The organism is Phaeobacter sp. BS52, assembly GCF_045040595.1.
GTDB lineage: Bacteria > Pseudomonadota > Alphaproteobacteria > Rhodobacterales > Rhodobacteraceae > Phaeobacter > Phaeobacter piscinae.
On record NZ_CP090662.1, the window covers coordinates 208,914 to 221,351 of the forward strand.

10 protein-coding genes and 2 pseudogenes are annotated in these 12,438 nt (G+C 62.8%); 8 read left to right on the forward strand and 4 right to left on the reverse strand.

The window, feature by feature from the left end:
* Window positions 1-20 precede the first annotated feature (20 nt).
* The 4 genes from L0Z65_RS01020 to cobU form a co-directional block, all read right to left on the reverse strand.
* Complete coding sequence (locus L0Z65_RS01020) at window positions 21-1,523, reverse strand: YifB family Mg chelatase-like AAA ATPase (RefSeq protein WP_405109954.1); 1,503 nt, start codon at window positions 1,521-1,523, stop codon at window positions 21-23.
* Between the two features lie 120 nt (window positions 1,524-1,643).
* Window positions 1,644-2,327 carry a glutathione S-transferase gene (locus L0Z65_RS01025; RefSeq protein WP_405109957.1) on the reverse strand — a complete coding sequence of 228 codons (684 nt, stop codon included), beginning with the start codon at window positions 2,325-2,327 and terminating at the stop codon, window positions 1,644-1,646.
* A 58-nt stretch (window positions 2,328-2,385) separates the two neighbouring features.
* Window positions 2,386-2,991 (reverse strand): histidine phosphatase family protein, encoded by a 606-nt coding sequence (locus L0Z65_RS01030; protein WP_405109960.1) that lies wholly within the window; start codon window positions 2,989-2,991, stop codon window positions 2,386-2,388.
* The gene (gene cobU / locus L0Z65_RS01035) at window positions 2,988-3,506 is read right to left on the reverse strand and encodes a bifunctional adenosylcobinamide kinase/adenosylcobinamide-phosphate guanylyltransferase (protein WP_405109963.1); all 519 of its coding nucleotides are present in this window, start codon (window positions 3,504-3,506) and stop codon (window positions 2,988-2,990) included. Before cobU ends, L0Z65_RS01030 begins: the two co-directional genes overlap by 4 nt.
* Before the next feature lie 295 nt (window positions 3,507-3,801).
* Between cobU and L0Z65_RS01040 the strand changes: the two genes are divergently transcribed.
* The 8 genes and pseudogenes from L0Z65_RS01040 (at window position 3,802) to L0Z65_RS01075 (ending at window position 12,410) form a co-directional block, all read left to right on the forward strand.
* A complete protein-coding gene (locus L0Z65_RS01040; protein WP_040173382.1) occupies window positions 3,802-4,680 on the forward strand; it encodes an RNA polymerase factor sigma-32 in 879 nt (292 codons plus the stop codon).
* Window positions 4,677-5,624, forward strand: a complete 948-nt coding sequence (locus L0Z65_RS01045; protein ID WP_405109966.1) for a ChaN family lipoprotein — start codon at window positions 4,677-4,679, stop codon at window positions 5,622-5,624. The genes L0Z65_RS01040 and L0Z65_RS01045 overlap by 4 nt, the downstream gene beginning before the upstream one ends.
* Window positions 5,625-5,739: 115 nt before the next feature.
* Window positions 5,740-6,942 carry a bifunctional phosphopantothenoylcysteine decarboxylase/phosphopantothenate--cysteine ligase CoaBC gene (gene coaBC / locus L0Z65_RS01050; protein WP_405109969.1) on the forward strand — a complete coding sequence of 401 codons (1,203 nt, stop codon included), beginning with the start codon at window positions 5,740-5,742 and terminating at the stop codon, window positions 6,940-6,942.
* A 42-nt stretch (window positions 6,943-6,984) separates the two neighbouring features.
* Entirely contained in the window at window positions 6,985-7,440 is a 456-nt protein-coding gene (gene dut, locus L0Z65_RS01055) for a dUTP diphosphatase (RefSeq protein WP_405109972.1), read from the forward strand.
* Window positions 7,440-8,555: pseudogene (locus L0Z65_RS01060) on the forward strand (HesA/MoeB/ThiF family protein). The gene dut and the pseudogene L0Z65_RS01060 overlap by 1 nt, the downstream one beginning before the upstream one ends.
* A 43-nt stretch (window positions 8,556-8,598) precedes the next feature.
* Window positions 8,599-9,411, forward strand: a complete 813-nt coding sequence (locus L0Z65_RS01065) for a transporter substrate-binding domain-containing protein (protein ID WP_096869266.1) — start codon at window positions 8,599-8,601, stop codon at window positions 9,409-9,411.
* Between the two features lie 64 nt (window positions 9,412-9,475).
* Window positions 9,476-10,297: an amino acid ABC transporter permease gene (locus tag L0Z65_RS01070; protein WP_096872189.1), complete on the forward strand. Its 822-nt coding sequence runs from the start codon at window positions 9,476-9,478 to the stop codon at window positions 10,295-10,297.
* Window positions 10,298-10,393: 96 nt separating this feature from the next.
* Window positions 10,394-12,410, forward strand: a pseudogene (locus L0Z65_RS01075) (M3 family metallopeptidase).
* The last annotated feature ends 28 nt before the right edge of the window (window positions 12,411-12,438 follow it).

The window sequence follows — 12,438 nt, forward strand, 5'->3', positions numbered from 1 at the left end:
CACGGGCGCTGGAACCCCGTCTAGGCAGCAATCCGAAAACTGATTGCTTCAGCGATATGGGGGCGGCGGACATCCGGCGCCCCATCCAGATCCGCGATGGTGCGGGCCACCCGCAATACCCGGTGATAGCCGCGCGCGGTCAGCCCGAAACGGTCCGCTGCCTGCAACAACAGCGCGCGGCTCTCAGCATCGGGGGTCGCCACCTCCTCCAGTAATTGCCCCTCCGCATCGGCATTCTGGCGCAGTCCCGGATGGTCCCGGTATCGGCTGGTCTGGATTTCACGTGCGATGGCGACCCGCATCGCCACATCTGCTGATGGTTCGCTGTCGCCCGGCATATCCAGATCGGCAAATGCCACTGCCGGTACATCCACCCGCAGGTCAAACCGGTCCATCAATGGCCCGGAGATGCGGCCAAGATAATCTGCCGAACATTGCGGCGCCCGCGCACAGGCCCGACTGGCATCGCTCAGCGCACCGCATTTGCAGGGGTTGGCGGCTGCCACCAGCATGAAGCGGCTGGGGTAGCTGACGTGGGCATTGGCGCGCGCCACATTCATTTGGCCGGTCTCCAGCGGCTGGCGCAGGGTTTCCAGCACCGCGCGGCTGAACTCCGGCAGCTCATCAAGAAACAGAACCCCGTTGTGGGCCAGGCTGATCTCCCCCGGCTGCGCCCGTCGTCCACCGCCGACAATCGCCGCCATAGATGCGGTGTGATGGGGTTCGCGGTACGGGCGGTCGCGGCGAATGCCACCGTCGTCGATCAGCCCGCAGAGCGACTGGATCATGGATGTCTCCAGCGCCTCAGCCGCCGTGAGGGGCGGCAGGATAGAAGACAGCCGCGCCGCCAACATGGATTTCCCCGATCCCGGCGACCCCACCATGAACAGATGATGCCGTCCGGCGGCGGCGATTTCCAATGCGCGTTTGGCCCGTTCCTGACCTTTCACATCGCGCAGATCCTTGCCTATGGGGCCCTCAATGACGTCACCGGGTTCTGCCGGGGGGATCACCATCTGTCCGGTAAAATGCCGCACCACATCTGATAACCCGCTGGCGCCAATCACCGTTGCATCACTGACCCAGGCGGCCTCCGCGCCAGAGGCCTTGGGGCAAAGCAGGCACCGTCCTTCACTGGCGGCCGCCATGGCGGCAGGCAGCGCGCCCACCACGGGCACCAGACTGCCATCGAGCGACAATTCCCCCAGCGCGATGGTCTCGGAGGCGGCTTCCGGCGGCACGATTTCGATGGCGGCGAGCAGCGCCAGCGCGATGGGGAGGTCGAAATGGCTGCCTTCCTTGGGCAGATCTGCTGGCGACAGGTTGACGGTGATCCGGCGCGAGGGCAGGGCAATCGACATGGTCGCAAGGGCGGAGCGCACCCGTTCGCGCGCCTCGCTCACGGCCTTGTCGGGCAGACCCACGATGGAGAAGGCAGGCAGGCCGGGTGCGACGGCGCATTGCACCTCCACCGGGCGGGCCTCTATGCCTTGGAAGGCCACGGTATACGCGCGCGAAATCATCTCTCCCCTTTCCGCTGTGGGTGGGAGAGATGCTTTGGCAACGTGGTTTCGGAGTCGTTAATGCGCGTGCGAAACCCTTGGGGTTTTACGTATTATTTACCTTGAGGGCCGACCGGAGGCTCAGCTCAGCTGCCAGGGTTTGCGCGGCAGATCAATCGGATAGGGGTCACTGGCATAGCTCACCTCATCCATCCGGTCCCGCCAACGGCGCAACACAGGGTCAGAAAGCGTGACCCGGCAATAGGCGCGCATCGCCTCCGAAACGGGCAGATCAAAGCCAGCAATGCGTGCCGCCACCGGCGCATAAAAGGCATCCGCGATGGAATAGCTGCCAAAGAGCCAGCCCTCCGCGCAGCCAGAGACCGTCCGCGCATGGTCGAACAGCGCCTCAATGCGCTGCAGATCCGCCAGAACCGCGTCAGAGGGTTCAAATCCCTGATAGACATGGGCCAATTGCATCGGACAGGCGCTGCGCAGCGCGCCAAAGCCAGAGGCCATCTCCGCCACCAACCAGCGGGCCGTTGCGCGCTGGCGCGGATCCTCGGGCCACATGCCAGCCTCGGGGTGGCGCTCCGCCAGCGTTTCGGCGATGGCGACGGTTTCGCCAATCACGGTCCCATCGGGGAGTTGCAGCGTGGGCAGCAGCCGCGCAGGCGCCAGCGCCGCCATCTGCGCCTTCATGGCGCCCGAGAACATCTCAATCAAGGAGACCTCATGGGGCAGGTTGAATTTTTCCAGCATCAGCCAGCCGCGCAACGACCAGCTGGAGTACTTGCGATCACCGATATAAAGTTGATATGTCATGGCGCGAGGCTAGCGCGTCACAAGTCATTCCCAAAGGTAATATTTGTGCGCACATCCATCACGGAGTGTGATTGATTTTACCGCAGCCCCAGCCCTGCTCCCAATCGGTTCCCTGATGGGTGAGTTCCGTGACCGACAGATTGTCGATCCGGTGAGAGAAGGCCTCCTCGGCAGTCAGCCGCTCGGCCCGCTGGATTTGTGTCAGGATCTGGCCGAAGTGGCCCACCACAATCAGATCGCGCCCGCGATGGGTGTCGATCAGCCCGTTGATGGCGCCATTTACCCGCGCGCAGACCTGGTTCCAGCTCTCGCCGCCGGGCGGGGTCACGTCGCCGGGGGTTTCCCAATAGGCGCGGATGCGTTCGGGGTCTTCGGCGTCAATCTCCCGCCAGCTGCGCAGCTCCCAGGCGCCGAAATGAATCTCGCGCAGATCCGGATGATCCTCCAGCCGCTGCCGGTCGCGGCCGATGGCGGTGGCCGTATCGCGCGCCCGGCTCAGATCGGAGGAGACCACCAGCGCCTCAGCGGGGAGATATCCATGCAGCCGGTCCAGCGCGCCCGTGTCCGACAGGTCCGCAGGCAGATCGGACCAGCCGACCATGGATTTGGCATGGGTGGGACCGTGGCGGACCAGAAACAGCCGTGTGATCGCATCGTTGCTCATAGCGTTCCTTTCAGCACTTGCGGCAGTCCGGCGGTGACCAGAACGGCCCGGTCGGCCATCCTGGCCAATGCGATATTGAGCCGCCCCTGCGCCTCGCGGAAGGCGCGCGCCAGCGCATTGTCCGGCACAATGCCGTGGCCCACCTCGTTGGAGACGACCATCACCTCAGCCGCGCAACGCCCCAGCGCCTCCAGCAGGTCGCGCTGAGCGGCCTCCAGATCCGCCTCTGCCAGCATCTGATTGCTGAGCCACATGGTGGCGCAATCCACGAGGCAGATCTGATCTGCCGTTAGCGAGTCGAGCACCGGCGCAAGGTCCATTGGCGCCTCACGGGTGGTCCAGCCGGTGCCCCGCTGATGGAGGTGGCGATCAATTTTCGCCCGCATCTCATCGTCAAACACTTGTGAAGTGGCGAGGTAAACCCTGTCTTTACCAGAGTTTAGGCAAAGGTTTTCGGCAAAGGCAGACTTGCCCGACGCTGCGCCGCCCAGAATGAATGTGACTTTAGACGGCACTTTTATTACCCTGATTGCATCGAGTGTTGCGTGACTGGGTAGCCACGGGTGCGATGCAGCACAAGATGTGTTGACCACAAGAGCGCATCAACCTGCCGAGGGTGGCGCCATATTTCAGACGTTGATTGCACCCCAGACCGGCCCGATGTGGCAGCGCGTTATGCGTTTTTCTCCACGCCCCATCCGACCGCAAACAACCGTCCCGACCTTATTTTCGGGAATTTGCCAATTGTGAAGTGATCCAAATCCGCGCAGCGCGCGTAATTAGATCAAAATTCATCTACGGGGAAGAAAAATGGCACTTGATACCATGATCGAAAACCCGTTGCCCAAGCGGGCAATGAAGGCGGAATTGCTGGACGCGGAAACAGAGCTGCAACTGGCCTATGCTTGGCGGGATGAACGCGATGTGCAGGCGCTGCACCGCTTGATCAACGCCTATATGCGACTGGCCATTTCGATGGCGTCCAAATTCCGCCGCTACGGCGCACCGATGAACGACCTCATTCAGGAGGCGGGTCTGGGCCTGATGAAGGCGGCGGATAAGTTTGACCCGGATCGGGGTGTGCGGTTCTCCACCTATGCGGTCTGGTGGATCAAGGCCTCCATTCAGGACTATGTGATGCGCAACTGGTCGATGGTGCGGACCGGCTCGACCTCTTCGCAGAAATCACTGTTCTTCAATATGCGCCGGGTGCAGGCCCAGCTGGAGCGTCAGGCCCAGTCCGAGGGCTCACGTCTGGATCAGCATCAGCTGCACCAGCAGATTGCCACCGAAATCGGCGTGCCGCTGCGGGACGTTCAGATGATGGACGGGCGGCTGGCGGGCGCGGATTTCTCTCTAAACGCTGTCCAGTCAGCCGAGGAAGAGGGGCGCGAGTGGATCGAGGCGCTGGAAGATGACAGCGCTCAGGCCGCCGAGCTGGTCGAGGAGAGTCATGACACCCAGCAGCTGCGGACCTGGCTGGTGGAGGCGATGCAGGCGCTGAACGACCGCGAACGCTTCATCATTACGGAGCGCAAACTGCGGGACAAGCCGCGCACATTGGAGAGCCTCGGAACCGAGCTGGGCCTGTCCAAGGAGCGTGTTCGCCAGCTGGAGGCAGGCGCCTTCCAAAAGATGCGCAAATCGCTTGAAACCTGCTCACGGGAAGTTCAAAACTTCCTCCTATGACAAACCATAGTAATTCTATCAACAAAGGCGCGACCCACATCGGACGCGCCTTTTTCATCTGCGCGGCGGCGCTGCGTCCCATGGCCCTCGGCGGCCTAGTATCTGCCGCTGCAATCATCGGTACTGCCCGCGCAGATCAATCGGTCAGCCAGACCGCCCAGACAGCGACGGCAGCGACCTCCGTTTTAGACGTGGTGCCACGGCTCACGGATGCGGATGTGGTGTTTCTGGGAGAGGTGCATGACAATCCCGCCCACCATACAGCGCAGGCGGAGATTATCGCCGCGCTAGCGCCTGCCGCCGTGGTTTGGGAAATGATCACCCCGGCGCAGGCTGCCGGTCTGCCCCCGGATCTGTTGCAGGATGGTCCTGCATTGGCGGAGGCGCTGGACTGGGCGCAGTCCGGCTGGCCGGAATTTGCACTCTACCAGCCGGTTTTTGCGGCGGGCCACGGGGCCGCGCAGGTCGGGGCCTTGGTGCCGCGCGCTGAGACCCGCCGCGCGATGGAGCAGGGGGTGGCGCGTTTTTTCGGCGCGGAGGCAGCCGTATATGGTTTGACCGAACCGCTGCCAGAGGCCGAACAGGCCGCGCGGGAGGCCGACCAGCTGGCAAATCATTGCAACGCAATGCCCGCCGAGATGCTGCCGGTACTGGTCGACCTGCAACGGTTGCGGGATGCCGCACTGGCGCGTGGTGTTGTGACGGCGTTGGAGCAGCTGACAGATGGGATCGCCGACCAACCGCGCGCGCAGGTGGTTGTCATCACCGGCAATGGCCATGCCCGGCTGGACCGTGGCGCGCCTGCGGCCTTGCGATTGGCCCGGCCTGATCTCAAAATTGTCGCCCTTGGCCAGTCGGAAGGTGGGCAGATCGACGGTGTGTTTGACGTGCTGCTGGATGCGCCGCCGGTTTCGCGGCCCGACCCCTGCCTTGCGTTCCAGTAAGGAGGAGCAGTTCAACCGAGGGACGACCACTTGATCGTGGACCCCGTGGAAAACCGTTTCACACTGGCGACAGGGCGCAGTAGAGTTTGCCGGGATCTGCGGCAAGGATAGGCAAATGCTGGCGAACAAACGTATTCTCCTGATCATCGGTGGCGGAATTGCCGCCTATAAATCGCTGGAGCTGATCCGCCGTCTGCAGGATCAGGGCGCCGAGGTGGTGCCGGTTCTGACTAAGGCGGGCGAGGAATTTGTCACCCCCTTGTCAGTCTCGGCGCTGGCCGGGCAGGCGGTGCATCGCGATCTCTTTGATCTCACCGCCGAGGCTGAGATGGGCCATATCCAGCTATCGCGCAGTGCGGATCTTCTGGTGGTGGCCCCGGCGACGGCGGACCTGATGGCGAAAATGGCCAATGGTCACGCCAATGATCTGGCCTCCACCCTGCTGCTGGCGACGGATACCCCGGTGCTGCTGGCGCCTGCGATGAATGTCCGCATGTGGCAGCACCCCGCAACGCAGCGCAATCTGGCCGCGCTGCTGGCGGATGGCATCACCTGCGTCGGCCCCGATGAGGGCGGCATGGCCTGCGGTGAATTTGGCCCCGGTCGTCTGGCTGAACCGGACGCGATTGTTGCCGCCATTACCGCCAAACTCACCGACGGGCCGCTGAAGGGACGCCGCGTTGTCCTGACCTCCGGCCCCACCCATGAGCCGATCGACCCGGTGCGCTATATCGCCAACCGCTCCTCCGGGGCGCAGGGGACTGCGCTGGCCCGTGCTCTGCGCGATCTGGGCGCTGAGGTGGTCTTCATCACGGGCCCGGCCAGCGTCGCGCCGCCCGAGGGGGTGGAGGTGGTGGCGGTTGAAACCGCGCAAGAGATGGCCGACGCGGTGTCCGCCGCCCTGCCTGCGGATGCCGGTGTCTTTGCCGCAGCGGTGGCCGACTGGCGCGTCACCAGCGCCTCGGACCGCAAGCTGAAAAAATCAAAGGACGGGCTGCCGGTGATGGAATTTGCCGAAAACCCCGACATCCTCAAAACCGTGTCGCATCTGAAAGAAGGACGACCGGGGCTGGTTGTGGGCTTTGCCGCAGAAACCAATGATGTGGTGGACAACGCCACCGCCAAACGCCTGCGCAAGGGCTGTGACTGGATTGTGGCCAATGACGTCTCCCCGGCGACGGGCATCATGGGCGGCAGCGAGAACGCGGTGATCCTGATCTCCGATGCAGGCGCAGAAAGCTGGCCGCGCATGGACAAGAGCGCAGTCGCACGTAAATTGGCGGATCGCATCGCAGCGGCGCTCACAGAGAGAGGCTGAGCCGCCCGAATAGCAAACATCGAATAAGGACAGGGCACAGGAATGGTCGAGATCCGCATCACATATGACGAGGGCGCAGACAGGGATGTGCCGCTGCCCGCCTATCAGACGGCCGAAGCGGCAGGTGCCGATCTGCGCGCCAACCTGCCGGATCGTGCGCACCTGACCCTTGCCCCCGGTGCCCGCGCGCTGGTGCCGACCGGGCTGCGACTGGAAATCCCGCAAGGGTACGAGGTGCAGATCCGTCCCCGCTCCGGCCTTGCGCTGAAACATGGCATCACCCTGCCCAACGCGCCCGGCACCATCGACAGCGATTATCGCGGCCCGCTGGGGGTGATTGTGATGAACGCAGGTGACGCCCCATTTGAGATCGCCCATGGCGACCGCATCGCGCAGATGGTGGTTGCGCCGGTCCTGCAGGCGCGATTCCAACTGGTCGACGGCCTGAGCGACAGCGCGCGCGGCAGCGGTGGCTTTGGCTCCACGGGGCAGCACTGATGCTGTCGATTGTTGTTCTTGCCGCGCTGATCTGGTGGGGCGGGCGGGTTCTCGGGCTGGGGCGCAACCTGCGTCTGGGCCTGCTTGGAGTGCTGTATCTCGCTATTCTGGCGGTGCATCTGACCCTGCCTGAAACGGCACCGCTGCGCGTGGGCACCGGTGGATCTGTGGCGCCCTGGCTGGTGCTGGCTCGGCATGGTGGTTCTGGTGCTGGCCTATCGCCATGTGCTGCGCCGCCTGCGCAGCCGCGCGCAGCCGGAGGAGGACGCACAGGAGGGCCCCCAACCCCGCCCGGATAAATTTTCGGAGAGCGAGCTGGACCGCTACGCCCGACATATTGTCCTGCGCGAGCTGGGCGGGCCGGGGCAGAAGAAACTCCGCAAGGCGCGCGTTCTGGTGATCGGAGCCGGGGGCCTTGGCGCGCCCGCGCTGCAATATCTTGCCGCCGCCGGGGTCGGCACCATCGGGGTGATCGACGATGATCTGGTGGAAAACGCCAACCTGCAGCGACAGGTGATCCACCGCGATCAGGACATCGGGATGCCCAAAGTGTTTTCGGCGCAGGCCGCGATGGAGGCGCAGAACCCCTATGTCACCGTGCGCCCCTATCACCGTCGCTTGGATGCGGAGATCGCCGCCGATCTGTTTGGCGATTATGATCTGATCCTGGATGGCACCGATAATTTCGAGACGCGCTATCTGGCCAATCGGACCGCTGTGGCACTGGGCAAGCCGCTGATTTCAGGCGCACTGTCGCAGTGGGAGGGGCAGATTTCGCTGTTTCACCCCACCGCAGGCGGCCCCTGCTATCAGTGCATCTTTCCTGAAGCGCTTCGGCAGCAGGCCTTGCCCCCAGCTGTTCTGAGGCGGGGGTCGTGGGCCCATTGCCCGGCGTGGTTGGCGCGATGATGGCACTTGAGGCGATCAAAGCCATCACCGGCGCGGGTCAAACCCTGCAGGGCGAGATGCTGATTTATGACGGGCTTTATTCCGAGAGCCGCAAGATCACCCTCAGCCAACGCAGCGATTGCCCGATTTGCGCGGGCGGAGCCGAAGCCGGAGACGACAGCAGCAAAGATACGGGCGCGCCGCGCTCCGTTGCGGAGGCCACCTGAGACACTCTGACGACGCAATCACATCACCAAGGGGGAGGATAAGATGACATTCACATGGACTGGGACGGCGCTGAAAACAGCGGCCGCAACCGCAGGGGCGGCCTTGCTGGCAAGCGCAGCTATCGCGGCGGATTTGCCGGATCTTGAGGGGCGCGAAGTGGTCGTGTCGGTGGAAAACGCCTATCCGCCACTGCAATTTGTTGAACCCTCCAGCGGCAAGGCAATCGGCTGGGAATATGACGCGATGGCGGAGATCGCGGAGCGGATCAACATCACCGTCGTCTATGAGACGACGAGCTGGGACGCGATGATCCCGGCGGTCAGCGATGGCCAGTATGACATGGGCATGACCGGCATCACCATCCGCGATGATCGTAAGGAAAAAGTCGATTTTTCAGACAAATACCTCACCTCGCAGATGCGCATGATCGTAGCCGGGGATGAGAGCCGGTTTGATGATGCCGAGAGCTTTGCCGCGGATGCGGATCTTCTGGCAGGTGCGCAGCCCGGCACCACGCCGTTTTACGTGACAGTTTACGATATCCTTGACGGCGATGAGGCGAACCCGCGTATCAAGCTGTTTGAAACCTTTGGCGCGGCCATTCAGGCGCTGCGCACGGGCGATGTGGATCTGGCATTGTCTGACAGCACCGCCGCAAATGGCTATGTGCAGGCGTCTGATGGTGCGCTGAAAATCGTGGGTGAGCCGCTGGGGACCGAGGATTTCGGCTTCATCTTCCCTAAGGGCAGCGATCTGGTGGCGCCGATCAATGCAGCCATCGCCGCAATGGAGGCAGACGGCACTCTGGATGCGCTGAACACCAAATGGTTCCTTGAGTATAAGCTCGGCGGATAACCCTGCACAGACAACGACCAATCCCCGGCCCAGGCGCCGGGGATTTCTACATCAAGGGGCAGATATGAGCGCACAAGAACCAAAGCCGCGCAGGGCGGACGGCAAGAAAGACGATTTTCCCTGGTGGCTGGCGGCGGTGCTTCTGATTGGCGGGACGCTGATCTGGCGGGTGGCCTCGGATGATCTCTATCTCACCATTCTCAGCACGTTGATGCGCGGCGTGCAGCTGACCATCTTTGTGACGCTGATCAGTTTTTTTCTCGCATCACTCCTGGGCCTTGGGCTGGCGCTTGCGGCGGGGTCACGCTGGCTGGTGATCCGTCAGAGCGCGCGCTTCTACATAGAGGTGGTGCGTGGCATTCCGATCATTGTGCTGCTGCTCTATGTCGCCTTTGTTCTGGCCCCGGCGCTGGTGGAGCTGCGCAACTGGATCGGTGCACATCTGGGGCTGGACCCGATCCGCACCCGCAATTTTCCACTACTGTGGCGGGCCATTATTGCGCTGATGATTGCCTATTCCGCCTTCATCTCCGAGGTGTTTCGCGCCGGTCTGCAATCGGTGGATGAGGGTCAGATCGAGGCGGCGAAGGCGCTGGGCCTCAGCCGTTGGCATCGCTTCCGCTTCATCGTGTTTCCACAGGCAATCCGCACCATCCTGCCGCCGCTGGGCAATGATTTTGTCGCCTTGGTCAAAGACAGTTCGCTGGTGTCGGTGCTGGGCGTCGCGGATGTCACGCAGCTGGGCAAGCTGACGGCGGTGGGCAATTTTCGCTATTTCGAGACCTACAATGTGGTGGCGCTGATCTATCTGACGCTGACAATTGGCTTGTCTCTGCTGCTCAGACGGTTTGAAAAACACCTGCGCCGTCGTGAGGAGCGCCGGTAGCGGTGGTCCTTCGGCGATGATTGGTGAAATTCTCTTGGCTGCGCCTCTGGACGGCGGGCGGGGGCAGGCATAGCTTCCTCTCAAAGGAGATTTGCCATGACCAATCCGCTGCTGTCCACCTGGGATACGCCGTTTGAAATTGCCCCCTTCGACCAGATAAAGGACGGCGATTTTGCCCCTGCGCTGGAGGAGGCCTTGGCTGCGCATAAGGCACAGATTGAGGCCATTGCCAGTTCAGATGAGGCGCCGACATTTGCCAATGTGATCGAGGCGCTGGAAACCCCCTGCCGCGCGCTGGAGCAGGTTCTGTCGGTGTTCTACAGCGTGGCTGGGGCCGACAGTAATCCCGAGCGCGAGGCGCTGCAGCGGGCGTTTTCGCCGAAACTGGCGGCGCATTTTTCCGCGATCACCGCCAACAAGGCCCTTTATGCCCGCGTCAAAGCCGTGTGGGATCAGCGTGACACGCTGGATCTGAGCGAGGAGCAACAGCGCGTTCTGATGTTGACCCATCGTGGATTTGTACGGGGTGGTGCGGCGCTAGAAGGCGCGGATGACACCCGCATGCAGGAGATCAAATCCCGTCTGGCGACGCTTGGGACCGAGTTCACCCAGAACCTGCTGGCGGATGAGCGCGACTGGTTCATGGCGCTGAGCGAAGACGATCTGACCGGTCTGCCGCAGTTTGTCGTCGATGCCGCCCGCGCCGCGGGCAAGGACAAGGGGCTGGATGGCCCGGCGGTGACGTTGTCGCGCTCGCTCATCACGCCGTTTCTGCAGTTCTCGCCCCGCCGCGACCTGCGCAAACGCGCCTTTGAGGCATGGGCTGCACGCGGAGCCAATGGTGGTGAGAGCGACAATCGTGAGATTGCTGCCGAAATTCTGGCCCTCCGCGAAGAACGCGCCAAACTGCTGGGCTATGAAAACTTCGCGGCCTACAAGCTGGAAACCGAGATGGCCAAGACCCCGGCTGCGGTGCGCGATTTGCTGATGCAGGTCTGGGAGCTAAGCCAAGGCGCAGGCGGAGGCGGATGCCTGGGTTCTGACCAAGATGATGCAGGATGATGGCATCAATGGCGCGCTGGAGCCCTGGGACTGGCGCTACTACGCGGAGAAACGGCGCAAGGCGGAGCATGATCTGGATGAGGCGGAGCTGAAGCCCTATTTCCAGCTGGACCGCATGATCGAGGCGTCGTTTGACTGCGCAACCCGCCTGTTCGGGCTGGAGTTCACCCCGTTGGATGTGCCGCTTTACCACGAAGATTGCCGCGCCTGGGAGGTGACCCGCAATGGCGCACACGTGGCTGTGTTCATTGGCGATTATTTTGCCCGCTCGTCCAAACGGTCCGGCGCGTGGTGTTCGGCGATGCGCAGTCAGGCGAAGTTCCCCGAGGCGCAGACCCCGATCGTGATCAACGTCTGCAACTTTGCCAAGGGGGAGCCTGCGCTGCTGTCTTATGATGATGCGCGCACGCTGTTTCATGAGTTCGGCCATGCGCTGCATCAGATGCTGTCGGATGTAAGATATGAAAGCATCTCTGGCACCTCGGTGGCGCGCGATTTCGTGGAGCTGCCCTCGCAACTGTACGAGCACTGGCTGGATGTGCCAGAGGTTCTGGGCACATTCGCAACCCATGCTGAGACTGGCAAGCCGATGCCGGTGGAGATGCGCGACCGGGTTCTGGCGGCTTCGACCTTTGATATGGGGTTCCAGACGGTGGAATATGTGGCGTCTGCGCTGGTGGATCTGGCGTTTCATGATGGGCCCGCACCGAAGGATCCGATGGCCAAGCAGGCTGAGGTTTTGGCAGAGATCGGCATGCCGTCTGCCATTATCATGCGCCACGCAACGCCGCATTTTGCGCATGTCTTCTCGGGTGATGGCTATTCCTCCGGCTACTACAGCTACATGTGGTCCGAGGTGATGGACGCCGACGCCTTTGCTGCCTTTGAGGAGGCGGGCGGCGCCTTTGATGCGGAGCGCGCCGAGGCGCTGGAGGCGCATATCCTCTCCACCGGTGGCTCCCGCGATCCGGCTGAGCTGTACACCGCGTTCCGGGGGCGCCTGCCGGGCGTTGATGCGTTGCTGAAAGGACGCGGACTGGCGGCGAAATAATCCACGTCGACCGTTCGAATGGAAAAGG